Annotated in this window: 18 protein-coding genes; 17 read left to right on the forward strand and 1 reads right to left on the reverse strand. The window is 49.9% G+C overall.

The features are described from left to right. Nucleotides 1-319 precede the first annotated feature (319 nt). From AAW31_RS09365 to pgi, 14 genes are all read left to right on the forward strand, one after another. Nucleotides 320-922: a hypothetical protein gene (locus AAW31_RS09365; RefSeq protein ID WP_046850044.1), complete on the forward strand. Its 603-nt coding sequence runs from the start codon at nucleotides 320-322 to the stop codon at nucleotides 920-922. A gap of 260 nt (nucleotides 923-1,182) precedes the next feature. Beyond that, entirely contained in the window at nucleotides 1,183-3,579 is a 2,397-nt protein-coding gene (locus AAW31_RS09370; RefSeq protein WP_046850045.1) for a phosphoketolase family protein, read from the forward strand. Beyond that, a complete protein-coding gene (locus AAW31_RS09375) occupies nucleotides 3,567-4,100 on the forward strand; it encodes an LOG family protein (protein ID WP_200899580.1) in 534 nt (177 codons plus the stop codon). The genes AAW31_RS09370 and AAW31_RS09375 overlap by 13 nt, the downstream gene beginning before the upstream one ends. Before the next feature lie 12 nt (nucleotides 4,101-4,112). Next, nucleotides 4,113-4,328: a hypothetical protein gene (locus AAW31_RS21980; RefSeq protein ID WP_200899581.1), complete on the forward strand. Its 216-nt coding sequence runs from the start codon at nucleotides 4,113-4,115 to the stop codon at nucleotides 4,326-4,328. Nucleotides 4,329-4,523: 195 nt separating this feature from the next. Next, nucleotides 4,524-6,971: a glycogen/starch/alpha-glucan phosphorylase gene (locus AAW31_RS09380; protein WP_235264345.1), complete on the forward strand. Its 2,448-nt coding sequence runs from the start codon at nucleotides 4,524-4,526 to the stop codon at nucleotides 6,969-6,971. Between the two features lie 14 nt (nucleotides 6,972-6,985). Then, nucleotides 6,986-9,154: a glycogen debranching protein GlgX gene (gene glgX, locus AAW31_RS09385; RefSeq protein WP_200899582.1), complete on the forward strand. Its 2,169-nt coding sequence runs from the start codon at nucleotides 6,986-6,988 to the stop codon at nucleotides 9,152-9,154. Further along, nucleotides 9,151-10,359 carry an acetate/propionate family kinase gene (locus AAW31_RS09390; protein ID WP_046850046.1) on the forward strand — a complete coding sequence of 403 codons (1,209 nt, stop codon included), beginning with the start codon at nucleotides 9,151-9,153 and terminating at the stop codon, nucleotides 10,357-10,359. The genes glgX and AAW31_RS09390 overlap by 4 nt, the downstream gene beginning before the upstream one ends. Continuing rightward, nucleotides 10,349-12,064, forward strand: coding sequence for a SulP family inorganic anion transporter (locus AAW31_RS09395; protein ID WP_052752164.1), 1,716 nt, complete (start codon nucleotides 10,349-10,351; stop codon nucleotides 12,062-12,064). Before AAW31_RS09390 ends, AAW31_RS09395 begins: the two co-directional genes overlap by 11 nt. A gap of 32 nt (nucleotides 12,065-12,096) precedes the next feature. After that, nucleotides 12,097-12,945, forward strand: coding sequence for a polyphosphate kinase 2 (ppk2, locus tag AAW31_RS09400; RefSeq protein WP_046850047.1), 849 nt, complete (start codon nucleotides 12,097-12,099; stop codon nucleotides 12,943-12,945). A 143-nt stretch (nucleotides 12,946-13,088) separates the two neighbouring features. Then, nucleotides 13,089-14,270: an efflux RND transporter periplasmic adaptor subunit gene (locus AAW31_RS09405; protein WP_046850048.1), complete on the forward strand. Its 1,182-nt coding sequence runs from the start codon at nucleotides 13,089-13,091 to the stop codon at nucleotides 14,268-14,270. Between the two features lie 12 nt (nucleotides 14,271-14,282). Continuing rightward, nucleotides 14,283-17,501, forward strand: coding sequence for an efflux RND transporter permease subunit (locus tag AAW31_RS09410; protein WP_082110398.1), 3,219 nt, complete (start codon nucleotides 14,283-14,285; stop codon nucleotides 17,499-17,501). After that, nucleotides 17,502-18,962, forward strand: coding sequence for an efflux transporter outer membrane subunit (locus AAW31_RS09415; RefSeq protein ID WP_046850049.1), 1,461 nt, complete (start codon nucleotides 17,502-17,504; stop codon nucleotides 18,960-18,962). It abuts the gene before it with no gap. A gap of 272 nt (nucleotides 18,963-19,234) precedes the next feature. Then, nucleotides 19,235-20,878 carry a phosphoglucomutase (alpha-D-glucose-1,6-bisphosphate-dependent) gene (gene pgm / locus AAW31_RS09420; protein ID WP_046850050.1) on the forward strand — a complete coding sequence of 548 codons (1,644 nt, stop codon included), beginning with the start codon at nucleotides 19,235-19,237 and terminating at the stop codon, nucleotides 20,876-20,878. A 109-nt stretch (nucleotides 20,879-20,987) separates the two neighbouring features. Beyond that, nucleotides 20,988-22,640 (forward strand): glucose-6-phosphate isomerase, encoded by a 1,653-nt coding sequence (gene pgi / locus AAW31_RS09425; RefSeq protein WP_235264346.1) that lies wholly within the window; start codon nucleotides 20,988-20,990, stop codon nucleotides 22,638-22,640. A 359-nt stretch (nucleotides 22,641-22,999) separates the two neighbouring features. On the opposite strand, the gene AAW31_RS09430 is transcribed toward pgi, so the two are convergent. After that, on the reverse strand, nucleotides 23,000-23,710 hold the full coding sequence (locus AAW31_RS09430) for a DUF3313 domain-containing protein (protein WP_046850051.1): 711 nt from the start codon (nucleotides 23,708-23,710) through the stop codon (nucleotides 23,000-23,002). Nucleotides 23,711-24,024: 314 nt separating this feature from the next. Between AAW31_RS09430 and AAW31_RS09435 the strand changes: the two genes are divergently transcribed. From AAW31_RS09435 to AAW31_RS09445, 3 genes are all read left to right on the forward strand, one after another. After that, a complete protein-coding gene (locus AAW31_RS09435; protein ID WP_200899583.1) occupies nucleotides 24,025-25,050 on the forward strand; it encodes a hypothetical protein in 1,026 nt (341 codons plus the stop codon). Nucleotides 25,051-25,242: 192 nt separating this feature from the next. Then, nucleotides 25,243-25,536 carry a hypothetical protein gene (locus AAW31_RS09440; RefSeq protein WP_046850052.1) on the forward strand — a complete coding sequence of 98 codons (294 nt, stop codon included), beginning with the start codon at nucleotides 25,243-25,245 and terminating at the stop codon, nucleotides 25,534-25,536. Between the two features lie 118 nt (nucleotides 25,537-25,654). Then, nucleotides 25,655-26,443: a TapB family protein gene (locus tag AAW31_RS09445; RefSeq protein ID WP_144412903.1), complete on the forward strand. Its 789-nt coding sequence runs from the start codon at nucleotides 25,655-25,657 to the stop codon at nucleotides 26,441-26,443. Nucleotides 26,444-26,557 lie beyond the last annotated feature (114 nt).

Consider the following 26,557-nt stretch of genomic DNA (forward strand, 5'->3'; position numbering starts at 1 on the left):
ATTTCAAAATTGGAGGCGGGATGTAATTGGTCATCTCTTTTAGTACATAAACATAATCTACTGATTTGAAGTATAGATTAAGTTAGAAAACGATTTATTGACCGCTTATCAATAAAGCTTATTTCTACGTATTTGCGTATATTTGTATTTGTTTATTCTTTTTTTTCGATATCTTATTAATGAATAGGTAGGAAAGTATTAAGTTTAACATTTGCTAGCTTGCCTGGAACCATCAAAATTGTCTCAATGATTATCATTCCATTGATACATTGGATCAGCAGAAGATCAAGAATCAGTGAATAATAAGGAACGAAGCGCTATGATCAAGAAAATGGTTAAATTAATTTGTTTAGGCGCGGCATTAGTTTATTTGCTTTCAGCCTGTTCAACTACCCAGAAAATGTCAAATTCACTTAGGACTCCGACCGAGCAGTTATTAATCAGTGAAGCAGTGATGCGCAGTCTTTCCAAGCGATCCGAATCGGCTTTGCCTATTCCGCCGGGTGCAATTGTCAAGCTTGATATTTCCGGAATAAGTATGGATAAAGATTTTATACTGGGCGTTGTTGCGGGGTGGTTGGGACAACATGGCTACACGGTTGAAGGAAGTGCAGAAAATGCTAACTATCGTATTAATGTAGTGATAAATTCCTTGGGAACTGAATTGGGGAATACTTTCGTTGGAATCCCTCCAATTCAAGCTTCTTTAATACCTATTTCACTGCCTGAATTAGCGATCTATAAAGCTGAATACCAGACCGGATACGCAAATTTCTATTTTGATATTTTTGAGTTGCCATCTAATCGATATATTGCGTCATCTTCACCGTTTATTGCTGACACTTTCTTCAATGCATATACCGCATTATTTGTATTCACTTATAAAAGCACAGATCTAGTTTCTCCTCCACCTCTTCGTTAATAAAATTATCTCGTAAGCCAAATAAAATAGCAGCAACCTGAAAAAAAACAATTATCTCATAATCATGGGACAGCTTGTTCGACACCTTTTAGGTGAGTATCTTATTGATTGATTCATAGCTCCCTTCTCTTGAGGAGCGGAGTCTCCAGTAAACTTGGGGATTTCAGTTATTCCTACGTATTTACACGTATTTTTTTTGCAAGGATATTCAGATAGGATTTTCTAATATCTCTTCGCTCTATAAAAAAGGAGTTCTGATGATGAACTACACCGCACAAAAGCCTGCAACTGCCAGCAATCCACTCAGTGCAGAAGAGCTGCGCGCGATGAATGCCTGGTGGCGCGCCTGCAACTATCTCTCGGTAGGCATGATTTATTTGCGAGACAATCCCTTACTCAAGGAACCGCTTAAGATCGAGCATGTCAAGCATCGACTGCTTGGACATTGGGGGGCAAGTCCGGCGTTATCGTTTGTCTGGTTGCACCTCAATCGAGTCATCAAGCGCGACGATCTCGACATGATTTTTATGGCCGGCCCTGGACATGGGGCGCCGGGCGTTATCGGGCCGACTTATCTGGAAGGTACTTATTCCGAGGTTTATCCCGACAAGAGTGAAGACATGGATGGGTTGCGCAAGTTCTTCAAACAATTCTCCTTTCCTGGCCAAATCGGTTCGCACGTAACTCCGGAAACCCCGGGTTCCATTCACGAGGGGGGCGAATTGGGTTATAGCCTATCCCATGCCTATGGCGCTTGCCTGGATAATCCTGACCTCATCGTTGCCTGCGTAGTGGGTGATGGCGAGGCTGAGACGGGTCCACTTGCTACCGCCTGGCATTCGAACAAGTTTATCAACCCGACCCGCGACGGTGCGGTACTGCCCATTCTGAATCTCAATGGCTATAAAATCGCTAATCCGACTATTCTCGCACGCATCAGTCCTGAGCGGCTGGCAGCCCTTTTCCACGGTTATGGGTACACGCCCTATTTTGTCGAAGGGGATGATCCCGATTCCATGCACCAGACAATGGCGCAGACGCTCGATACGGTTATCGCTGAGATTCGCGCTATCCAGAAGTCAGCACGTGACAGTGGTAAGGCTGAGCTGCCGAGCTGGCCCATGATCGTTTTGCGTACACCCAAGGGCTGGACTGGACCGAAAGAGATCAATGGGCACAAAGCTGAAGGCTCCTGGCGTTCGCATCAGGTACCCTTCTCCGATGTACGTACTAATCCTGCGCATTTAAAGCTGCTGGAAGATTGGCTGAAGAGTTATAAGGCTGAAGAGCTATTCGACGCAAACGGACAGCTTATGCCAGAACTGCGTGCGCTCGCTCCACAAGGACATCGACGCATGAGCGCCAACCTACATGCCAACGGTGGTCTGCTGTGCAAGGATCTGAAACTGCCGGATTTTCGTAACTATGCAGTCGAAGTCAAGGAGGCCGGTAAGGTACTGCATGAAAACACCAAACCACTTGGAGAGTTTTTGCGCGATGTGATGCGCAATAACATGACTAATTTCCGTGTCTTTGGTCCCGATGAGACCGCATCTAACCGTCTGCAGTCGATCTACGAGGTGAGCAAGAAGGTTTGGATGGCAGAATTGCTGCCCGAAGATGCGGATGGTGGCGAATTGTCCCGCGATGGACGCGTGATGGAAATGCTCTCCGAACACACGCTGATTGGCTGGTTGGAAGGTTATCTTCTTACCGGCCGGCACGGTTTTTTCCATACGTATGAAGCTTTCGCTCATGTCATCGATTCCATGTTCAATCAGCACGCTAAATGGCTGGATATTTCCAAAAACCATGTCCCTTGGCGTGCACCGGTGGCGTCACAGAATATCCTACTGTCCTCCACCGTCTGGCGTCAGGATCATAACGGCTTTTCGCACCAGGATCCCGGTTTCATCGATCTGGTTACCAACAAGAGTCCAAGTGTCACCCGCATCTATCTGCCGCCCGATGCGAATACCCTGCTGGTAATTGCAGATCAATGCTTGCGCTCAACTAATTGCATCAATGTGATTGTTGCCGACAAGCAGAAGCATTTGCAATTTACCACCATTGATGAGGCGATTGTACATTGCGCCAAGGGTATCGGTATTTGGCGCCGTGCCAGTAACGATGAAGGGGTGGAGCCGGATGTGGTGATGGCATCCTGTGGGGATGTAGCTACTCAGGAGGCGCTTGCCGCGACGGCTTTGTTGCGCGAGCATCTTCCTGATCTGAAAGTACGCTTTGTCAACGTGGTGGATCTCTACAAAATGCAACCGATAACTGAACACCCATGCGGTTCAACCGATCGTGAATTTGATAGCCTTTTTACGACCGACAAACCAGTGATTTTTAATTTTCACGGTTATCCCTGGTTGATTCACAAACTCGCTTACCGCTTTAAGAACCACGAAAATCTGCACGTGCGCGGTTATAAAGAGCGTGGCAACATCAATACCCCGCTAGAACTTGCGATCTTGAATCAGACCGACCGTTTTACACTCGTGATCGATGTCATTGATCGGGTTCCCGGGCTTGCCGCCAAGGCGGCGCATCTGAAGGAGCAGATGAAAAATCAGATCATCCTCAATCTGGCCTATGCGCACGAGCATGGTGCTGACAAGGATGAGTTCACTAACTGGGTATGGCCTTATTGAGGCGAAGTAACATGAGTAAGCAATCTTCCTCATCCATTACAGATGCGACCACTGTCAGCCTGGCTGACGAGGAGGCGGTGAAACGTATCCTTGTTGAGACGATTTTCGGTCTCTGGGCGGCGGTAAACAATCTCACGCGCTTGCGTCCTTCCAGGCGCGAGCGCTATCGCGTCACGATTTTTGGCTCGGCCCGCACTCAACCTGGTCACTGGGTATATAAAGAGGTTAAGCGCATGGCAGAGGCACTGGCAGCCATGGGCTGCGATATTGTGACAGGTGGGGGGCCAGGTTTGATGCAGGCGGCCAACGAAGGTGCGGAAGTAGCCAAAGCACCGGAGCGAGTACATAACATTGGCATTCGTGTAAAGCTGCCGTTTGAGCAAGAGGTCAACCCATTCGTTGCGGAGGCTTTCGAGCATCAGACATTCTTTACCCGCTTGCAACACTTCGTCTTACTGTCCGATGCTTATATTGTCGCACCGGGTGGTATTGGCACGGTGCTTGAGTCGACGATGATCTAGCAATTGTTACAGGTGAGACATCTGCATGATACGCCGCTGATTTTTACCGGTCCAATGTGGCAAGGACTGGTCGATTGGGCGACGAAGATGATGTTGCGTCCAGGATTCGAATTGGCTAACGACAAAGATATGAAGATACCATGCTGTGTGGATACCGCTGATGAGGCAATTGCCATCGTCCGAGAACATCATGCACATTGGCTAGTGGAGAACGCTGAAAGGAGGTAGGGCTGTCAAAAATTGGACACTGCAGTAGTCGAATGGATACATGCTGATTGAGAAGAATTTTGTGGCGGAATGAGAATGGCCGGAAGTAGATAAAGCTCAGAATAACTTTGAAAGGAATCAACCATTATGGACAGTAAAACACCCCCGAAGCAAGCAGAAACTACCGCGCCGGTCGATACAAAAAGTTTTTCAGAGGTGGAGGTACGCACGGGTATGCAGGCCGCTGCACTCAAACAAGCCGTGATTGATCACTTGCACTATTCCATCGGGCACCCGCCGGTGGCCATGACATTACATGATTATTACTATGCGCTCGCGCTGGCAGTGCGTGATCGCATGCAGCACCGCTGGCTGAACACTATACAAACTAATTTCGATCTCAAACGTAAGATCGTCTGCTATCTCTCAGCAGAATTCCTTATGGGGCCGCATCTGGGCAATAACCTGCTGAATCTCGGTATCGAACAAGAAGCCCGGACTGCGCTGGCTGAACTTGGCCAGGATCTCGATTCCGTCCTGGAGTGTGAAGAGGAGCCAGGTTTAGGTAATGGCGGTTTGGGAAGGCTCGCTGCGTGTTATCTCGATTCGTTGGCAACACTGCAACGTCCGGCTGTTGGCTTTGGTATCCGCTATGAATTTGGTATCTTTGACCAGGAGATTCATGATGGCTGGCAGACGGAGATAACAGATAAATGGTTGCGCTATGGCAATCCTTGGGAAATTGCAAAACCAGAAGTTGCTTGCTATGTCAATTGGGGTGGGCACACCGAGCATTACCGTGATGAAGCAGGTAGCGATCGCGTACGCTGGGTACCGTACCGAGTGGTAAAGGGCACCGCCTTCGACACACCGATACAAGGCTATGGTGTTAATAACTGCAACACTTTGCGGTTATGGAGTGCCGAGGCAGTGGAATCTTTCGACTTCCAGGCTTTCAACACGGGTGATTACTACCAGGCGGTTGAGGACAAAGTGGTGTCCGAAACAGTAACTAAAGTGCTGTATCCTAACGACGAGCCGCAGATCGGCAAGCACCTGCGCCTGGGTCAGCAATATTTCTTCGTTTCCTGCTCGCTGCAGAATTTGCTTCATATCCTGGAGCTTGCAGACGTGCCAGTGGAGAATTTTGCAGAACGTTATGCTGTGCAACTCAACGACACGCATCCGTCCATCGGGGTGGCTGAACTGATGCGCCTGCTGGTGGATGAACGACGATTGGGCTGGGATAAGGCTTGGGCTATCACCGTTCAGACCTTTGGTTACACGAACCACACGCTGTTACCTGAGGCATTAGAGACTTGGCCATTGCCGATGTTCCAGACATTGCTGCCGCGCCATCTGGAAATCATCTACGAAATTAACCGTCGTTTCCTCGATGAGGTACGTGCGCGTTTTCCAAGGGATGAAGCGCGTGTGGCAAGAATGTCCTTGATCGGCGAAGCGGGTGAAAAGTGTATACGCATGGCACACCTCGCCGCTGTCGGTAGTCATGCTATTAACGGGGTAGCAGCACTACACTCTGATTTACTCAAGGCAAGTGTATTGAAGGATTTTTACGAGATGTGGCCCGAACGCTTCAGCAATAAAACGAATGGGGTCACGCCACGCCGCTTCCTGGCACTTGCTAACCCAGGATTGCGCGCCTTGCTCAATGAGACACTCGGTGGGCAATGGCCGGTGGAGGTGGGGTGGCTGCACGAACTCGAAGCCAAGGCCGGTGATGCCGCATTCCGGAGCAAGTGGCGTGCGATCAAAGAAGCCAATAAGAAGCGCTTAGCTGACTACATCCGAGCACATACCGACATCGAGCTCGATCCCACTTGGTTGTTTGACATTCAGGTCAAGCGCATCCATGAGTACAAGCGACAGCATTTGAACGTGTTGCATATCGTCACGCTTTACCGCCGTCTCAAAGAGAATCCAGGGCTCAAGATTCCGCCGCGTGCTTTCATTTTCGGTGGTAAAGCCGCGCCCGGCTATTTCATGGCCAAGCGTATCATCAAGCTCATCAATGCTGTGGCTGAGACAATTAACGCTGATCCGGATGTGAATACGCGCATGAAGGTGGCTTTTGTGCCCAACTTTAATGTCCAGAACGCTCAGCTCATCTATCCGGCTGCCGATCTGTCAGAACAGATTTCCACTGCCGGTAAAGAAGCTTCCGGCACTGGCAACATGAAATTCATGCTCAACGGCGCGCTCACCATTGGCACGCTTGATGGGGCTAATGTGGAAATACGCGAGGAGGTCGGAGCAGAGAATTTTTTCCTGTTTGGCCTGACTGCCGAGGAGGTAGAGCGTATTAAGCGCGAAAGGTATCACCCAACTGACTACATTGCCAGCAATCCTGAATTGCGTGCAGTGCTGGAACTTATCAACAGTGGGTATTTTTCCCGCGGTGATGCCGAAGTATTTCGCTCTGTAGTCGACAACCTGACCTTTTCCGATCCGTTCCTGGTGCTGGCTGATTATGCCGCCTATATCGCGTGCCAGGAGCAGGTAAATGTTGCATGGCAGGATAAAGAAAAGTGGACGCGCATGTCCATTCTCAATACCGCATGCAGTGGTAAATTCTCCTCCGATCGCGCTATCCGCGAATACTGTGACGAAATCTGGAATGTACAACCTGTAACCGTAAAATGATAGGGTAGGTTGCCATGTTGCCACAAGATAAAGCAAGTACCCAAGGGGAAGGCGGCGCAGGCAATGCCAACTTGACCTCGACGACGGGGCGTAAGGTTGCGCCACCTTTTATGGTCCTGCCAGGAAGCCGGTTTCCGCCGGGTGCAACTGTCAGTGCAGAAGGGGTGAATTTCTGTATCTTCAGTCGACATGCAAAACGGGCGGAACTGCTGCTGTATGCCGCTGCGGATAGTTCAACACCATTTCAGATGATTCTTCTCGATCCGGAACTTAACCATAGTTTCTTTTTCTGGCATGTGTTTGTCAAGGATTTGCCAGTCGGGACGTATTACACTTGGGGTATGGATGGCCCCAACGATACTGCCGCGACTGGACGGCGCTTCTACCCCGATATAGAATTGCTCGATCCTTGGGCAAAAGCAGTGAGTGATACGCTATGGAAGCGCCAACTTGTCTGCAGTGAGCAGGACAGTAGCTCGAAAAGTCTGCGTGCCATTGTCATTGAGCCGCTTCCAGGAACGGCAACTGGTGCAATGCCGTGCTGGAGGGAGCCCGACTTGGAAGGCGCAGTAATTTATGAGCTGCACGTGGGTGGTTTTACCCGTCATCCTTCCGCCGCAGTGGTTCATCCAGGCACTTTTACTGCTCTCAAGGAAAAAATTCCCTATCTACAGTCACTCGGGATCACTCACGTCGAGTTCCTGCCAGTGATGGCCTTCGACACACACGATGTTCAGCCTGGCGTGGCAGCTCGTGGGTTATGCAATTATTGGGGTTACAGCACGCACAGTATCTGGGCGCCACATCCTGGCTATTGTCTCGATCCAGTGCGCGCCACTTGGGAATTCCGCGACTTGGTCGATGCCTTGCATGCCGCTAACATCCGTGTATTGTTGGATGTGGTGTTCAATCACACGGCAGAGGGTGGAGAAACTGGACCGGTGATTAATTTCCGGGGACTTGCCAATGACATTTTTTACCATCTCGATGTCAGTGACCGACGCCGCTACCTTGATTTTACTGGTTGCGGCAACACCGTGAATTGTAACCATCCAATGGTGACAAGATTTATTGTACATTGTCTGGAATATTGGGTGGAAATACTCGGGGTAGACGGATTCCGCTTTGATCTTGCCAGCATTTTTGCACGCGGTGACAATGGTTTACCGCTGGCCAATCCACCTTTGCCTTGGGCGATCGAGTCATCGCACATACTCTCCCGAGTTCCGTTGATCGCCGAAGCATGGGATGCAGCCGGTTTATATCATGTGGGTGCTTTTCCGGGCATGGCCTGGTCGGAATGGAACGGTCAATACCGGGATGTGATGCGGCGCTTCGTACGCGGGGATCCTGGACTCGTGGGTGAAGTCGCGACCCGCATTTCTGGCAGTGCCGATCTTTATGCGCGCGACGAGCGTAAGCCGACCAACAGCATCAATTTCATTACTTGCCACGATGGCTTTACCCTTTACGATCTGGTGAGCTACAACAGCAAGCATAACGAAGCCAACGGAGAGGACAATCGCGATGGCAACAACGACAATATAAGCTGGAATTGCGGTGTCGAAGGCGAGAGCGACAATCCGGCAGTACTCAAGCTGCGTTGGCAGCAGGCGAAAAATCTACTGACCATTCTTATGGTATCGCGTGGTGTACCTATGCTGTTAGCCGGTGATGAAGTGCTGCGTACTCAACATGGTAACAATAATGCTTATTGTCAGAACAATGATCTCAGCTGGTTCGATTGGCGATTTACGGAGCGCAACGCTGATATGCTGCGTTACACCCGTGAATTGATTGCGCTGCGCCGGCGCCATCCCAGCTTGACCAGCAACCGCTTCTTTACTGGCTCACTGGTGCCCGGCCGCGATAGGGCTGATATTACTTGGCACGGAGCAAGGCTCAACGAGCCCCTCTGGCATGATGCGCAAGCACGTATCCTCGCTTTTACCATTGCTGGTCAGCGTGAGGATGAAGAGGATCTGCACGTCGTGCTGAATATGTCGGACCAGCCATTGGGTGCGCCTTTGCCGTCCTTGCGTTCCGGATGCTGGCATCTGGCAATTGACACTGCTCAACCAGCGCCTGCGGATATCTTTGTGCGCGAGAATCAGATGCCAGTGGGCGGAGAATTCTATCCAGTCGGTTCGCGTAGCGTGGTCGTGCTTGAGGCACGAGCATGAGCAACAGTATCATTCTGGTCGTCAATGCCGGTTCATCCAGCCTGAAATTTTCAGTGTTTCGCGTAAATGGCGCTGAAAATTTACCATTGGTAATCCGCGGGCAGATGGATGGCATTGGTACTCGTCCGTATTTGAAGGTAAGAGATGCTAACGAAACAATGCTGGTTGAATCTGATCTTACCACTTCGGAAGCGGCTACAGTTGGAGATGCCATTACGCTCGTCGGCGCCTGGCTGCGCGAGCGCTTGCAACATGAGTCGCTATTCGCCGTGGGGCATCGTGTAGTACATGGCGGTACCCAATTTTCCCATCCTGTGCTGGTTGATCGCGAGGTATTGATGGCGCTGGAGCAGTTGATTCCGCTTGCTCCTTTGCATCAACCTCATAATCTGGCTGCGATCCGCGCAATCGGCGAAAGGCAACCACAGATACCGCAGGTGGCTTGTTTCGATACGGCATTTCACCGCACCCATCCGCAGATTGCTGATCTTTATGCATTGCCTTGGAAATACTATGAATCCGGGGTGAGACACTATGGTTTCCACGGCCTGTCATACGAATATATCGCGCTCATATTGCCGAAGATGGCTCCTGAGATTGCTAATGGACGGGTGATCGTGGCCCATCTTGGCAGTGGCGCAAGCTTATGTGCCTTGCGAGCAGGCAAAAGTATTGATTCGACTATGGGATTTTCGCCGCTTGATGGGGTGCCGATGGGGACGCGGCCGGGTGCGCTGGATCCAGGCGTATTGCTGTATCTCGTCAATCAGTGTGGCTTGTCAGGGGGCGAACTGGAAACGCTGTTATATAAAGAGTCAGGGCTGCTGGGGTTGTCTGGCATTAGCAACGATATGCGCATCCTGCTGGAAAGTCAGGAGTCACGCGCGCAATTGGCTGTGGAGTATTTCGTGCATTACACCGTCAAACAGATCGGTGCGCTTGCTGCGGTGCTCGGCGGAGTAGATGGCATCGTGTTTACAGCCGGGATTGGCGAGCATTCACCGGTGATCCGGGCACGCATTCTGCAGGCCTGTGCTTGGCTAGGTGTGTCGGTCGATACCGCCGCCAATGAGCGAAGTGACTCGTGCATCTCGTCAACAGACAGCAAGGTCTCAGCCTGGGTGATTCCTACCAATGAGGAACTGATGATCGCGCGCCATACGCTGGCACTGATAAACAGTCGAAAGGGTGGACATGTTGAGTGACTGGATCCCTCTGCTGCACGATCTACGCCAATATCGCAAGGAATGGTTTACTCGTGATGTAGTTGCTGGGCTCTCGGTTACGGCAGTACAGGTACCCACAGCGATCGCCTATGCCAATCTGGCAGGTTTTCCGCCTGAAGTCGGTCTCTATGCGAGCATACTGCCGGTGCTGATCTATGCTTTGTTTGGTTCGTCGCGACAACTTATGATCGGGCCAGATGCAGCCACTTGCGCGATGATCGCTGCATTGCTGCTGCCGATGGCGGGCGGTGATCTGGATTATTACCTGAAGCTCTCGGCTGGCATGGCGCTCACGGCAGGCTTGCTGATGGTCTTTGGTGGCATGACCCGTATGGGTTTTATCGTGAATTTCTTCTCACGCCCAATTTTGATCGGTTTTCTCAACGGTATCGCGCTCAGCATCATTGCCGGACAACTGGGCAAGTTGCTCGGCATTACAGTGGTAAACCGGGATTTCGGACCGTCGCTAGTGGAACTGGCTGGGCGCTTCGGCGAGATGGATGGCTACAGTTTGGGTGTGGGGTGCGCTACGTTGGTGCTGCTGGTTCTGATCCAACACTATCTCCCCCGTGCGCCAGCGGCACTGATTGCGCTGCTGGTCGCCGGCCTAGCCGTATTTTTGTTGGGGTCAGATATGGGCTCGGTTAAACTGGTTGGTGAGGTTCCCTCCGGCTTGCCATCATTCTCGCTTCCGGGACTGGGTTATGAAGGTGTGCAGGGCATTTTTATAAGTGCAGTCGGTCTGGTTATCGTCTGCTTCACTAGCGGCATGCTCACTGCGCGGAGCTTTGCTGCGCGCAATGGCTATGGTATCAATGCCGATCAGGAGATGCGCGCGATCGGCTTTGCTAACATGGCATCGGGACTGTACGGCGGGTTTGCGGTCACCGGGGCTGACTCACGCACGGCAGTCAATGAGGTAAGTGGCGGCAAGACTCAACTGGTATCGGTGGTCGCTGCATTGGCTACAGCCGGGGTCGTGTTATTCTTAACGCAACCGCTGGGATACCTGCCTATCCCTGCTCTAGCTGCTGTGCTGATTTTTTCTGCTTGGGGCCTGCTGGATATTGCTGGTATAGGTCGCTTGCGCGCGATTGATCACTTCGAGTTCAGTTTGTCCCTAGTGACGACTGTTGGCGTGCTTGCTATCGGTGTGTTGCCGGGTGTAGTGCTCGCGATCACGCTGGCGCTACTCAATGTGTTTATCAAGATTTATCGACCGGCAGATACGCTGCTGGGTATTGTACCAGGCGTGGCTGGCTACAATGACCTCAGTCTGTCGGATGATGCCCGACCGGTACCTCGCATGATGATCTACCGCTTCGATGCACCATTGCTATTTTTTAATGCCGATTATTTCAAAGCACGGGTACTGTCATTGGTAGACAGCGCTGAACCCAAACCACGCTGGTTCGTGCTCAACGCTGAATCCATCAGCCAACTTGATATTACCGGGGCACAGGCTGTCGATGATCTGGCCACCGAGCTGCAGAACCGTGGTGTGCGTCTAGCCGTTGCCCGACCAAAGTTGTATATGCGTAAGTACGGACAACCAATGGGGCTGGGTAAGAAAATTGGTGCGGAAAATATTTTCTATTCCGTCCATTCTGCAGTTGAAACTATTCTGGCAAGAGAAGCGCAAGCGCATAAAACAGTGCCTCACGATGTTCAAAATGACCGGTAACAGTCAATCATCACTAAAAGGAATAATTAAGCATGAAAAAAGCACATATTCATGAATCTCCAGAACAGCGTGCAGACATACCTAGCAAGAAATCTAGCAAGAACAAGCTCAAACGCAAGGATTATGAAAAGGCTCTGCTCAGTTTGCAGGCGAAACTATGTTCTGTGCAGGATTGGGTTATCGCTACAGGGCAACGCATCATTCTCGTATTTGAGGGGCGCGATGCGGCAGGCAAAGGCGGTACCATCAAGGCGATTACTGAACGTGTGAGTCCGCGTGTATTCAGGGTGGTCGCTTTGCCAGCCCCCTCCGACCGCGAGAAATCGCAGATGTATATCCAGCGCTACATGGGGCATTTTCCCGCGGCAGGTGAGATTGTTATTTTTGATCGCAGTTGGTACAACCGCGCTGGTGTCGAGCATGTGATGGGTTTCTGTACCGAAGCCCAGCATCGTCGTTTTCTGGAACTGTGCCCATTCTTCGAGAAGCAAATTGTGGATAATGGCATCTATCTGCTCAAGTATTGGCTGGAGGTCAGTGATGAAGAACAGGAGCGCCGCTTTCATGCACGCATAGATGATCCTGTGCGTCAGTGGAAATTGTCACCGATGGACTTGCCTTCGCGTGAGCGCTGGTATGACTATTCACGCGCGCGTGATGAGATGTTGGCAGCTACTGACACCGATTTTGCACCTTGGCACATCGTGCGTTCCGACGACAAAAAGCGTGCGCGCCTGAATTTAATTGGTCATCTACTGAAGCAGATCCCTTATGAGCCCATAGCTCATAAGAAAGTTAAATTACCTAAACGCATGACAAAGAACGCCTATGACGATGAAGCAACCATGGTAAATCGGCGTTGGATCCCGGAAATTTACTGAGATCTACGTATTTATACGTATTCTTTTAATGAGCAGATTTTAATAATCTATTTAAACATCATAGATGATTAAAAGAGAGCATCCGGTTTCTGTACATTATTTTGTTCTCGGTGTGTCAAACGGCGATCTCAAGGAGCTTTCTTATGTATGTACGCGTTCTGATTGTTTTTTTTGTTCTTGCTGCTTTCCTCATACAAAGCGGCTGCTCCCAGGAAGCATCCGCCCCACAGCAGCGGCCGGCACCTGAAGTGACCGTGATCACTGTGACCCCGCAGGATATTCCCTATACCCCTAGCTTCGTCGCGCAGACTGAAAGTTCGCGCCAGGTGGACATTGTTGCCCGCATTTCAGGTTTTCTCGACCGCATTGCTTACCAGGAAGGTGATTTGGTGAAAGAGGGGCAATTACTGTTTCAACTCGATCAAAAACCATTTAAGGCTGAGTTAGAAGCTGCTCGTGGAGTACTGCAAGCGCAGCAGGCAAGGTTTAAGACGGCTGGCGCCAATCTTAAGCGTGTAAAACCGCTTGCTGAACAGAACGCACTTTCACAGGCTGATCTGGATCGAGCACAGGGAGAATTTGATGCAGCGAAGGCAGCCGTGTTCTCAGCAAGCGCGAATGTGAAGCAAGCTGAGCTGAACCTTGGCTATACCACCATCCGTGCTCCAGTGACGGGCCTTGCAAGCCGCTCACTCCAGCGTGAAGGTACGTATGTGAATGCGATGGCGGAGACTGCTAAACTCACCTATGTCGCTGCGATTGATCCGATCTGGGTCACGTTTAGTGTTTCGCAGAATCAGATGGCTCGCATTCGCGAAGAAAGCCAAAAAGGATCGATCATTCGACCTAAGAGCCAGGATTACGAGGTGGAGCTTGTTCTTCCTGATGGAAAACCATTTGCGGAAAGAGGAAGGATTAACTTTGCCGATCCATCGTTCAGTCAGGATACCGGTTCTTTCATGGTGCGTGCGGTGCTGCCAAATCCTGATAGGGAACTCCGTCCAGGCATGTTTGTAACGGCATACGTGAAGGGGGGGCTGCGGCCAAATGCAATCGTGGTACCACAGCTTTCAGTGCAGCAGGGGTCGAACGGTCATATCGTATACGTGATTAAGCCGGACGGTACAGCAGAAGTGAGGCCGGTAGTGGTGGGTGACTATGAGGGCGAAAAAGACATTGTGATCCTGAGCGGACTACAGGCCGGCGACCAGCTTGTGGTAGAAGGCATGCTCAAGGTGGTTCCTGGTCAACCGGTTAAGATCGTAGAGCCATCAGGGGATAACGATAAAGCAGCAGCCAGGCCTGATGTGGTCGCACAGGAATAGGCGGATAATTTCATGTTTACTCACTTTTTTATCGATCGACCGATTCTCTCAGCCGTTATTTCGATCCTGATCGTGCTTGCTGGTGCGGTGTCAATGTCCGTTTCACCCATCGAGCAGTATCCTGACATGGCGCCTCCACAGGTAACAATCGATGCGCGCTATCCTGGCGCCACTGCCGAGGTGATCGCGAACAACGTGGCAGCACCCATTGAGGCGCAGCTGAACGGGTTGGACAATTTACTCTATTTCTATTCAACCAGTTCTTCCAGCGGGAATGTTCAAATTACCGTAGTGTTCAATCAGGGCAGCAATTCAGATATCAATCAGGTCAATGTACAGAACCGCCTGAGTCAGGCGATGCCTCAGTTACCTCAGGTAGTGGTTGAGCAGGGAATTACGGTAGACAAGAAATCGCCTAGCATCATGATGGTAGTCTCAGTTTACTCACCCGATGAACGCTACGATGCTGCCTATATCGCAAACTATACCAATCTTTATGTGCTGGAGGAATTGAAGCGCGTGCCCGGGGCGAATCGTGCGAAGGCCTTCGGCCTGCCTGATATCGCAATGCGCGTGTGGTTACAACCTGACCGCATGGCCCAGCTCGGCATCACAGTGAACGAAGTGAGTAATGCAATCAGAAGCCAGAACCAGACCTTTGGTATCGGTCAGCTCGGCGCTCCACCGGTGCCGCCTTCAGTAGAGCAGCAGTATGTCGTAACTGCACAGGGTTTACTCATTAAACCAGAGGAATTTGAGAACATCATCGTCCGCACTGCGAAAGAAGGTTCCGCTATCGTCCGTATCAAGGATATTGGACGAGTCGAACTTTCCCAACGGGATTACTCTATGCCCAGCCGCATGAACGGCAAGACTTCGACTACTATCGGTGTCTATCAGCAGCCAGGTGCGAACGCAGTTGAAACTGCGGAGGGTGTGCGCAAAAAGATGGAAGAACTGAAAGCGAAATTCCCCACTGGCCTGGATTACAAGATTGTGCTCGATACGAGCCAGTTCACGCTTTATTCAATTGACAAGGTGGTGCATACCTTTTTCGAAGCAGTAGTGCTAGTGGTGCTGGTAGTATTTGTCTTTCTGCAATCGTTACGGGCGACTGTCATTCCCATCCTGGCAGTGCCGGTATCCATCGTGGGAACTTTTGTTGGCATGTATCTGTTCGGATTTTCAGTCAACATGCTCACCATGTTCGGTATGATTCTGGCAATCGGTCTGGTAGTGGATGATGCCATCGTAGTGGTCGAGAATGTCGAGACAAATATCACTAAGAAAGGGCTCACGCCATTGGCTGCCGCAAAGGAGGCGATGACAGAAATTGCAGGTGCGCTGATCTCGATCGTGCTTGTACTGCTTGCCGTTTTCTTGCCGGTTGCATTTCTCGGTGGGATGACTGGGCTGCTATATAAGCAGTTTGCGATTACCATTGCAATCTCGATGGTGATCTCGGGCATTATGGCGCTGACCTTGTCGCCAGCATTGGCCGCAATCATTATTAAAGCGCATCACGGCAAGAAAAACCGGTTCTTCCAGGCGTTCGAAAATGGGTTTACCTCTCTCCAGCGTGGGTTTCTGGGGGGGGTTGCCCGCGTCATACAATTATGGCCGGTTTCACTCATTATGTTCGGTGCTGTGGTGATTGGTATTCTGGTGATGTTTCGTATCCTGCCGGCAAGCTTTGTGCCCGATGAGGATCAGGGTTATTTCTTTGTGCTCGCGCAGGTTTCTGATACGGCGAGTATGAATGTCACGAGCCGCTTCAGCCAGGAACTGGAGCAGATTTTGCTCGGGGATCCGGCGGTACAGGATGTCGGTACGGTGAACGGCTACAGTTTCGTTGATAACCAGCAGAACAATAGTGCTGCGCTCATGTTTGCTCTGTTGAAACCTTTTGAAGAGCGCAAGGACCCTAGTCTGCTGTCGTTCGATACATTAAAGCGGCTCAATGCGCAATTTGCGACACTCAAGGACGGTAAGGCCTTCGCGGTTAATCCTCCCTCGATTCCCGGCCTGGGCACGACTGGAGGTTTCGAGTTTTACATTCAAAATCGCGGATCAGGTGATCCACGTGCAACAGACGCAGCCCTCAAGGCATTTCTTGCACAAGCGCGTGCGCGTAAGGAATTGCAGGCAGTGAACACGACATTCAGTGCAAACAGCCAGCAGCTCTTCGTCGATCTCGATCGCAATAAAGCCGAAGTGCTGGGTGTGCACGTGGCCGATGTCTTCAACACGATGCAGGCTTACTTCGGTTCTCAAGTGGCTGGACAGTTCGCACAGTTCAGCCGCGTATGGTTTGTTATCATTCAGGCAGACGCGAACTACCGGGCAAACCCGGAGGATTTCAATAAAGTATTCGTGCGCTCATCGAGTGGTGCTAACGTCCCGCTGTCGGCGCTGATTACAACGCGCTATATTGTCTCACCGAAGCTGGTGACACGCTTCAACGCTTTTCCGGCAGTTAAGATTACTGGCAGCCAGGCTCCAGGCTATAGCTCAGGAGATGCTATCCGGGTGATGGAAGAAGTGGCGCACGAGACACTGCCTGGTGATTTTGCTTATTCCTGGGCAGGGCAGGCATTAGAGGAGAAAGGCGCGGGTGGTACTTCCTCATCGGCTTTCATCTTTGGCCTCATTGTGGTGTTTTTGCTTCTTGCGGCACAGTTTGAGAAGTGGACGCTTCCCATAGCAGTGGTGCTGACAGTTCCTTTCGCGGTATTGGGCGCACTGCTGCTGACCTGGCTGCTAGGACTCGAGAACGATGTTTATTTTCAGGTCGGTCTGGTGACGCTGGTCGGCTTGTCTGCAAAAAATGCGATTCTGATCTGTGAGTTTGCCATCGAACGCGTCCGACACGGTATGCCAGCACGAGAGGCTGCTATTGAGGCCGCCGGGCTTCGATTACGTGCGATTGTAATGACATCTTTTGCATTCATTCTCGGCTGTGTGCCGCTTGCGATTGCGACCGGACCGGGTGCAAACAGCCTGCGTGCAATTGGCACCGGGGTAATTGGAGGAATGCTCGCTTCTACATTGATTGCAATTTTCTTTGTGCCGCTGTTTTTCTGGTTGCTGGAATCGATGAGCGCAAAATTTGCCAGCAAGAAAGAGAGGGGTGATGGACAAGATAACAAGGATGAGAGTGTGCTCGTGCCGGTGCCTGCTCCTGCTCATGTTTCCGAAGAAGAACCGCCTATCAAACGGGTGGATAAATAAATGAACTACATTATTCTTCCTTTGTTCGCGGCCACACTCCTCAGCGCATGTGCGGTGGGACCTGACTATCGGCGTCCAGTAATTGAGACACCTGAGAAATGGCGGGTTGATTATCCGCAAGCAGCGGAAGTGACAAATGTCGGATGGTGGACCCAATTTGGCGATCCAGCGCTTAATGCACTGATCGAAACGGCGTTGAATGAAAATCGCGATATCCAGGCGGCGGCTGCTCGAGTGGATCAATTCATCGGCGCGCTGCAAGCTACCCGCGCACAGTTCTTTCCGCAGATCGGCTATAGCGCGACTATAAGCCGTAACCGTGCTACGGAAGAGTTAGCCGTCCTTCCACCCGGTAACGACCCTTACTTTTCGCTTTACCGAGGGGCACTCAATGCGTCATGGCAGATCGACCTGTTCGGACGCATCCGCCGTCAGAGCGAGGCAGCCCAGGCACAAATATTCGCGAGCGAGCAGGGTCGCAGAGGGGTGATTCTTTCAGTCGTGACAAGTGTGGCTGCAAGTTACATCGGCCTGCGTGCGCTTGACCGGCAGCTTGAGATTGCCCGCGCCAGCGCAGCGAACTATGCGGAGACGATGAGGATCTTTGACCTCCGCTACCAATGGGGTGTTGTGTCACAGACGGAACTCTCCCAGATACAATCGCAATACCAGCTTGCACTTGCAACCATTCCGGGTATCGAGCAACAGATTGTTGCGCAGGAGAATCTTATCTCGATCCTGCTAGGCCGTAACCCTGAAACGATTCCACGCGGCAGTACTATCGATGAACTCATTGCACCGATAGTTCCACCTGATTTACCTTCAACACTGCTCGAACGTCGACCCGATATTGTGGAGGCGGAACAAAATCTTGTAGCCACCAATGCAAATGTTGGGGTGGCAAGGTCGCTATATTATCCGACTATCACACTCACGGGTCTGCTTGGCTCAGCAAGCACTGCATTCGGCAATTTCCTCACGGGACCAGCCAGCACCTGGACAGTCGCTGCCGGGCTCTTAGGACCGATCTTTACTTTTGGCAATATCACGGGACAGGTGAGAGCAGCCGAAGCAGCCCAGCGCGAAGCGATCGCTTTTTACCAGGCGATCATTCTCAACGCTTTCCGCGAGACGAATGATGCACTCATTGGTGCAGTGAAGAAACGGGAGGAAGCAGAGGCTCAGGCAAAACGCGTCGTGGCGCTTAAGGAATATGCTCGCCTCTCTCGGGCCAAATTCGACAATGGTTATGCGGGTTATCTTGAGGTACTCTTCGCGGAGAACCTGCTTTTCGATGTAGAGCTTGCTGCAGTGCGCTCGAAAGCTGATCGTTACACCGAGCTCGTGAATGTCTACAAGGCAACAGGCGGCGGTTGGGTTGACGAAGCTGAGCAGCTCACACCGAAGCCCCAGCTAAAGGGAGTGCAACCGGTACTAGAAGGAAATATATTGGCCCCCTAGAGGAGAGATTTAATAACATTATGTGATTGAAATTCTAGAATTGAGAGGAGACTGACTCATCTTATGCTAAATAGATCATAGAATTTTAGTTTATTAGTAGCTATGACAACCAAATTTAGTACCAAACGGTTAAATTTCTGATGAAAAAGGCTATTTATTTTTCTACATATTGTGAATTTTCCAGTTACTATACGATAAAAGAATATGCGGAAAGCATCAAAAAGATGATTTTATACAGCTTTTAGATAGAACATGATCAAAGGAGACAAGTTATGACGATTTCACCAGCTGCAGGTAAGCCGGCTACCAAAGAGATGCTCATCGATTTAACAAGACTTGAGCGTGAGTACTATGAGCGTCGGCCTGATCTGGTGGATAGTACCCAGTTAGTCAGTTTTGGTACAAGCGGACATCGCGGTTCATCACTGCATGGATCATTTACTGAAGCGCACGTTATGGCTATCACGCAGGCTATTTGTGACTACCGGCAAGGTCAAGGTATCGACGGCCCGCTCTACATGGGGAAGGATACGCATGCCTTGTCGGATCCAGCTCAGCGCACCGCACTGGAGGTACTGGCAGCCAATGGCGTCACGACGATCATCCAGAAAAATGATGGGGTCACACCGACTCCGGTGATCTCGCGGCTGATTCTCGTTTATAACCGGGACCGTAGAGAACATTTCGCTGATGGTATTGGGATTACCCCTTCGCATAATCCGCCAGAAGATGGCGGTATCAAGTACAACCCACCCAACGGTGGTCCCGCTGACGTTGAGGTAACAAAATGGATCGAGCAGAGGGCTAATGCGTTATTGCGTCAAGGCAATGTCGGTGTGAAAAGGATAACTTATGCATCCGCTATGCAGGCGAGTACAACGTATCAGGATGACTTTGTGATGCCTTATGTCGAAGATCTGCGCAATGTGGTCGATATGGAGGCTATCCGTGCTGCTGGCCTTAAGTTGGCTGCTGATCCGCTCGGTGGTGCAGCTGAACCTTACTGGGAACCCATCAATACCGTTTATCACTTGGACATTGATGTGGTCAATCCGACGATTGATCCCACGTTTTCTTTTATGACGGTCGATCACGATGGCAAGATTCGGATGGATCCTTCCAGCTCATACGCCATGGCACGGCTTGTGGGCCTCAAGGATCGATATCGCATCGCCTTTGCCAACGACCCAGATGCTGATCGGCATGGTGTGGTGGTTCCGTCCACGGGATTGATGAATGCCAACCACTACCAGGCGGTAGCGATTCACTATTTATTGACACATAGAAAATGGTCTGACCAGGTAGCTGTGGGTAAGACGCTGGTCAGCAGCAGCATGATTGATCGAGTGGTCAATAAGCTGGGTTATGAGCTATACGAGACGCCGGTGGGTTTTAAATGGTTTGTTCCTGGATTACTCAGCGGCTCGCTCTGTTTCGGAGGTGAAGAAAGTGCCGGAGCAAGTTTTCTGCGGCATGATGGTACAGTATGGACCACGGACAAGGATGGCTTGATCATGGATTTGCTGGCGGCTGAGATGACTGCGCGCACGAGCAAGGACCCGGGCGAACATTATGAGGAGCTGCAGGCCGAATTCGGCCAACTGTACTACACTCGCATCGACGCTCCTGCGACGCCAGAGCAAAAGGTAAAGCTAGCCAAACTGTCACCTGATGCGGTTGCAGCGCCCAAGCTTGCGGGCGATCTCATTAGAACGAAGCTGACGACTGCACCCGGTAACAACGCTCCTATCGGCGGCCTCAAGGTTATGACTGACAACGGTTGGTTTGCAGCCCGTCCCTCCGGTACCGAGAACATTTACAAAATCTATGCAGAAAGTTTTAAGGATGAAAATCATTTAAAAGCAATCCTGCAAGAGGCTCAGAAAATTGTGAGCGATGCAGTAAGTATTGCATAGAGATTTTTTGATTTGATGTTTGAGTGGCTACATTCTTGGAAGAAGAAATGGAGTCCGTCGTATCCTGACATTGGTGCTGCTATTCAAAAGGCAAATTAAAGGGACTATCATGATGACAAATAGGACGGAAAACATACTCCCCCTCACCGAACGTAATGCATGGAAAGCCTTGGCAGTTCATTACGAACAGCTTCGTCACCTCCAGCTGCGAACGCTCTTTGCAGACGACCCTCAACGTGGCGAACGCATGACGGTTGAGGCAGTGGGCCTCTACCTGGATTATTCGAAGAACCTCATTACCGATGAAACGCTTACGTTGCTACTGCAATTAGCCAGGGAATGCGGGCTTCGTCAGCGGATTGAAGCCATGTTTTGCGGCGAAAAGATCAACATTACGGAGAATCGGGCTGTGCTGCACGTCGCGCTGCGTGCTCCGAAAGAAGCTTCAATTGTCGTGGATGGGGTGAATGTCGTTTCCCAAGTACATGCCGTACTCGACAAGATGGTCGATTTTTCTGAACGCGTCCGGAGTGGGGAGTGGAAGGGACATACCGGCAAGCGTATTCGTAACGTGGTTAACATTGGCATCGGCGGTTCTGATTTAGGGCCAGTGATGGCCTATGAGGCATTGAAATATTACAGCGAACGGACGATGATATTTCGCTTCGTATCGAATATCGACAGCACTGATTTTACAGAAGCAGTGCACGATCTCGATCCAGCAGAAACGCTTTTCATTGTTTCTTCCAAGACATTTACCACGTTAGAAACCATGACGAATGCACATACGGCGCGAGAGTGGTTGCTCGCTGCTTTTGGTGGCGACACTCAGTCGATCGCTAAGCATTTTGTCGCTGTTTCAACGAACGCAGAGGAAGTAGCCAAATTTGGCATCGATACGGCGCAGATGTTCGAGTTTTGGGATTGGGTGGGAGGACGTTATTCCATGACTTCAGCTATCGGTCTGTCGACGATGCTGGCTATCGGATCCGCTAACTTTCGAATCATGCTCAGTGGTTTTCATCAAATGGACGAGCATTTTCGAACGGCCCCGTTTGAAAGCAATTTGCCGGTACTGATGGGTTTACTCACGGTATGGTACGCCGATTTCTTCGGTACCCAGGCGATTGCCGTATTACCCTATGAGCAGTACTTGAAACGATTTCCTGCCTATCTGCAGCAATTGGTGATGGAAAGCAATGGCAAGCAGATGACGCTGAATGGATCCCGTGTTAGCTATAACACGAGCCCAATTTATTGGGGCGAACCGGGGACTAATGGCCAGCATTCATTCTACCAATTGCTTCATCAAGGAACCAGCCTTATCCCTTGTGATTTCATTGCCTTCATTGAAACACTCAACACGCTTGGAAGACATCACGATATCCTGCTGTCGAATGTCTTTGCCCAGTCAGAAGCCTTGGCTTTCGGCAAGACTATGGAACAAGTCAAGGCAGAAGGCACACCTGATTGGCTGGTGCCACACCGGATCTTTGAGGGTAATCGCCCCTCCAACACTCTCCTTGCCGAGCGACTTACCCCGGAAGCACTTGGCAAGCTTATCGCGCTCTACGAACACTCGGTCTTTACTCAGGGTGCGATTTGGGGAATCAATTCATTCGACCAGTGGGGAGTGGAATTGGGCAAGGTGCTAGCTCAGCGTATTATCCCGGAACTTGAGAGTAAGGTAGAACCCGCACTCGGACATGACAGCTCAACCAATCAACTGATTCGTCGCTATCGAAACTCTAAAAGAACCTGAATTTTTTATGATGTAGTGGTCAGATAAAACCGGATACTAATTTATTAAGATTTTCCATCAATTCTATTGGTGAAATATTCCCAATCACTGTATGAATGCCATAGGCATTATAGTAAGCAATATATGCTTATATACTTTATAGCAGAATGGGTGACTGGGTTTTTCCTCAGCATATCGATTATGCCATGGCAGAGAACTGAACGGTAGCAAGATAAAAGAAACCCCACCAGATGACAATAGTCCGGCAGAGCTTCTCGCGTTTCATATATTTTTTAAATCAGTCGTTATGATTTACTCATAAGTAAGCGATAAGAACTCCCTCACATGCACTTTAATACCTGAATTTCATTCCTAAAGGATTAATCCTTCGGCTTCTCACATACAGCATCGCCACGCATTGTGCAAGCACGCCATCGGATTTTCTTCGCCCAATAAGTAAAAGCTTGCTCGACATCTTCCCACCGGTTCAATGATTTCCAGGCGTATTTACCCCCTCCACGGCGATCAACGCCAGCACCCAGCAATTCGCCAGTTTGGCTATCTGTGGCTTCCATTTCGATGGAAGATTTGCCGACTAAGCTTTCCGTTCCACTGAGTGCTTTTTTTCCTTTGGACACAATGAGGGAGCCTGGATGCATTGCTGTGACGTTATCTAGTACCGGGATTCCCTTCCCAGCTTCCGTGATGCCGATGCGAACCCTCAACACTCCGGGGCCAGGTTGCTGAACCATAGTATAATCCTTACGCAATTCTTCATCGACACGAGACCAGAGAAATTGCGACAAATGATTTGCATCTTCCATATCGATATTTTTAGCGCTCGATTTTTCTCCACGCCAGACTTGTACTGGCTCCAGCAGGATTTTCGTATAAGATCTGAATTTGGTTTTATCTGGCGTAAAATAAACCAGCGATGCCTCAGTTTCATTTGCTGCTGGATGGAGCATTGAATAATCTTGCAAGAACCCGGATGGTTCAGCCTTTCCAAACCCTCCCGCCTGTTCAGTAGTGGCACATGCTGTAAGCATTGCCGCGCATATTCCAATCAATATTGCTCGTTGTATCATCATGATCGCAGTCTCCTAAAAAATTCGTATAAGGGCCCATCTTTCACGACACTAGATAATCCTATATAGCTTGCTTAGCTAAAGCAATCTAATTATAAGCACGATCTATTCTTATGTGAGACAACTCATATTCAGGTATCTTGCCGTTGTCTGCCTGGTGAAATATTCGGACTGACGAAGGAATGGGTTTGTTCTTACGTGTTAGCACGTATTTTTTTAATTTGCGTATTCTAATAAGCTATTTCTACAACTGATTGGTTAAAAATGAGCATTTAATCTTCCTATTAATAGCGGCAACTTTATAAATTAGGCGGTATATGTTGCGTTTTCTGAGTTCGCTTTTCACAGGCACGTCCGAGCAACAGAAAGGTTTGCCTGAAGACTTGATTGAGCAAGCCATTGATCGCGCGGTAGCAGGTACGGATCAGCGTATCCGTGCCATTGGACAGTATCGAAAACGGCTTCGTCAGCCCGTTGAATTCGCTGTTGCTCACGTGATCGCTCTCGTTGACGCCTTGCCTGCGTCAATAGAAATCAGCCCGCGGGCATTTGGTGTTGATCCGCTACTCCGTACATTCTTTGTTTCGACTGATCATCTGCGCGAAGTTTTGGGAAGTTTCAAGACTCTGCGCAACTATCTGACAGATTTGACTGACCCTCTTCCTGAGCAGATTTTTGGACTGCTGAGTATGGATATGGAGGAACGCAAGGGATTCGGGATGGAACTTGTGGGTGACAGCTTGCGCCGTGATGTGCTGCAAGTGACCGTTAATTTTTCCCATCATCGTTATCTCGGACCCACCAGCGATGAGATGGATACCCGCCGAGAGCTTAAGAAACGCGCCTTCGATTTCCTGATCGAAAAGGCACTGGAGCGTATCGCGCGCGAGCGGAGCAAACGGAGGGAATTGGATCATCAATGGCATCTCCTGCAACAAAAGCTTAATACCATGAAAGCAGGAAATTGGGGGCTCGATCTGATGTTGACAGATCACGAACAGCAGCATTCTGATATAGCCACCTTGGAAGCGGAGATTGAGGCAATTGAGCGAGAGCTTGGACAATTCCATACCGATCATCTTGGTTTGGAAGAGAGTCTGGCAAGCGTTGTCGATACTTTGAGCCATCCTGCAGCATGGCTGGCATCTCGCGAGATCAGGTTACACCTTGATCCCATGGGAATCAAGATTCAAGATCTCTCAACGGCATCATGCAAGGGAATTGTTTTAACAGAGATTTTTTCAGGAACGGGGGAACGAAGAATCGTCCTGTTGGGACATATTGCACGAACGGATATACCCGAGCCAGCGAATATCTGGCAAGAAGCGAAGCGCTACCTGTAAGGGTGACATTGGTTGCATGCTGTAAAACTGTCCATATCAGTGTGCGCGTTTTGGATGTAAAAAATGAAGGAAGAATGTCGCACCTTTAACTGGGGTATTGGTCGGAGCAACGTTTCATATGGTTTGGGCACAATGGTTTTTCCTGCTAGGACACTAAAGTGATATTTTTAAATGCATTATCAGGAGGAGAACATGAGCGAGAATGAGAAAGACCTTGGCGTCGCGATGGCGCTTTTGGAGAGATTTACCACGCAGACACTACCAAGAGCCCTTGAAATCAAGGAAAGGGTTGACCGCGGAGAGCAATTGTCGCAGAGGGATATCGACTTTCTTCAACTAACTTTGACTGAGCGAGCTGAAGAGATTAAACCTCTCGTTGAGCGGCATGCGGAATATCAAGAAGTATACGCACAGGCGGTGCATCTTTATAAAGAGATTACTGAGCGGGCGCTCCTCAATGAGGAGAAAGCATCCCCACCCACTTAGCTCCAATTGGTTGGAAGCAACCATGAAAAAAGTGTCTATGAATTGTAATCAGCGAAGGGCAAAGGATGGTCGAATTCATCACCAGGAATTTTTGGCCTATCAACCAGGAGTTAACTCAATGAAAACAATGATACAGTGGTCTTCTCTGTTTGTATTTATGATTCTTATGCTTCTGGGAAATTTTACTCACTCAGCGGAGAATAGTTTGCTCATTCCATTGGGAGAGAAGGATCGTCTTGCGATTGAGAAATATCTGGGAAAGGAAGTTGTCGGGCAAGCTATTCCTGCACCGGCACTGGTTGATACTAACCGGTATCTGAATCTGAGCGCTGGCAATCGAAACTACCGGCTCGTGAGTGGGCCCGATACAGGTAACATCGAGCACCATAGGCCTACCATGCTGAAACAGGAAGCCAATAAGACTACCTGGCGATATGATACAGGAGCCAGATTCATCTATTATATTCTTGGAAAGGAGGATGGAAATTACGTTGTTACTGGGGTTACCGATAACGAGGAAGGTGTTTTTATACAATATTCGCCTAACAAACCTTTTATGCTGCAAGGGCTGGCTCCGGGCGAGCAGCGCAATATACAAACCGAAATGAAGGTTTTCGAATTGAGCAACCCGGACAAACAAATTCATACGGGTATACTCGATATCGGCTACCGCTACCTCGGCGCCTATAAAGTCACAGTACCGGCAGGCAGTTTCGATGCCGTTCTAATTAAATGGACTTTCAATGGAAAAGTAGGTCCTGCCTCGCTTAATGATACTCAGTATAGATTTTTTGCGGCAGATGTCGGCATGATTGCAGCTATTGAGCAGATGAAGGTTTCAGCTACACTCCTTTATAACAAACAGAGGAAAATTGCGAAAGTGCTGGTTGACAAGCCAAAATCCTGAGAAAGTTATCTGACAACCATATGATCTACAACGAAGTAGCATGATATGCTCTAGCTTATGGGAATTATCTTATATGACTAAACCAAACACTGTAATTCACTGAACTTTGCTGTT

It is taken from the genome of Nitrosomonas communis (assembly GCF_001007935.1).
Classification (GTDB): Bacteria; Pseudomonadota; Gammaproteobacteria; order Burkholderiales; family Nitrosomonadaceae; genus Nitrosomonas; species Nitrosomonas communis.